2 protein-coding genes are annotated in these 1434 nt (G+C 56.3%); both read left to right on the forward strand.

The features are described from left to right. Positions 1-299 precede the first annotated feature (299 nt). On the forward strand, positions 300-434 hold the full coding sequence (locus tag NW840_RS13510; RefSeq protein ID WP_414344832.1) for a hypothetical protein: 135 nt from the start codon (positions 300-302) through the stop codon (positions 432-434). 34 nt (positions 435-468) lie between these two features. After that, on the forward strand, positions 469-1338 hold the full coding sequence (locus NW840_RS13515; RefSeq protein ID WP_011433741.1) for a M48 family metallopeptidase: 870 nt from the start codon (positions 469-471) through the stop codon (positions 1336-1338). Positions 1339-1434 lie beyond the last annotated feature (96 nt).

A 1434-nucleotide genomic window follows, 5' to 3' on the forward strand; every position in this document is an offset into this window, starting at 1 on the left:
AGATAGGCAGGATGCGATCGCTTCTTTCCTGAACCATGTTCAGGAGAGTTCAGCGTGAATGTATCAGGTAACTCCAGCCGATGCAGAGGCTCATGCTGCTCCCCAACCGGCAGATCTGGCAAGGATCTGGGCAGATTGCCCGCAGGCGGTGTTCAACCAGGAATCAAGTCAGCAGCAACTGTTTTTGGGATTGGGGCTGCCCCCGCACTTGACCTGGCAAGGGCGACTCTATCGCCGCGCTGAGCGTGCTGCCGCCGATACTGGGCGCTTTGTTACCGATGGCACTCGCATTCAAGATCATGTGGTCTATTGGGAGATCCCCTCTGGAGAAAACCCGTTTGATTTTAGTAAACTACCCGACCCTGCCGGATCCGCCGCCGGAGCGGCTATTTTTGTTGAATCGCCACCGCCAGTTTGTGCCCTACGAGTTGTAACCGAAGTCCTTTCTCCCTCTGTTGTCTATTGTCTATGTCGTCCATTCAACGAGAACCTCGCATTCTGTTGGGCCTGCGGGCCGACCAATTTCGTCATCCCGTGGATCTGCAAGCCACCCGCTCTCTGCAGCAAGTGCCGGGGCTGGGCCTGCTGATTCAAAATTGGCTTGGCTCAACGGCAGGACAGATATTTTATCTGGACAACATTGCTTCCAGCATCCAAATTAACGAGCATCAGTTGCCGGAAATTCATCAGCTTTTGGTGCAGGCCTGTCGCATCTTGGATCTGGAGGTGCCCCAGCTCTACGTGCGGCAGAACCCCACGCCCAATGCTTACACCTTTGCCATGCAGGGGAAAAAGCCCTTCATTGTCTTGCACAGCTCTCTGCTGGATCTGTTGGAGCCGCCGGAAATTCAGGCCGTGATCGCTCATGAGTTGGGCCACTTGAAGTGCAATCACGGGGTCTACTTGACGATGGCCAACATTCTCATGCTCTCCACCAGCTTGCTCCCCTTCGGGGGGTTGTTTTATCAGGCGTTGCAGGATCAACTGATGCACTGGCTGCGGTGTGCCGAGTTTACCTGTGACCGGGCGGCGCTGTTGGTAGCCCAAGATGCCAAGACGGTGATCTCGGTGTTGATGAAATTGTGTGGGGGATCCCCGCAATTGGCCTCCAAGCTGAACGTGGACGCCTTTTTGGAGCAGGCCCGTACTTACGACGAGCTGGACGGGGATCTGTGGCAGATGGAGCTGAAGCAGATGCAAACGGTGGGGCGCACCCATCCGCTGCCGGTGCTACGGGCCAGAGAAATCGAGCGTTGGTTCCGCAGCAACACCTATCAGCAGATCCTGGAGCTCCAGGGATTGGGCTCCGCACCGCGGACGTCAACGGCTGCTTCGTAAACTACCCGACTCCGACCGCTAAAGCAGTACAGAGCGGGCTTTTAGTAGCCCTGCAGTTGGCAAGCCAACCACGAGCCTCTGGGGTGGTTTACAGCA

Origin of the sequence: Synechococcus sp. R5-13 (assembly GCF_047462015.1) — a bacterium.
GTDB lineage: Bacteria > Cyanobacteriota > Cyanobacteriia > Thermostichales > Thermostichaceae > Thermostichus.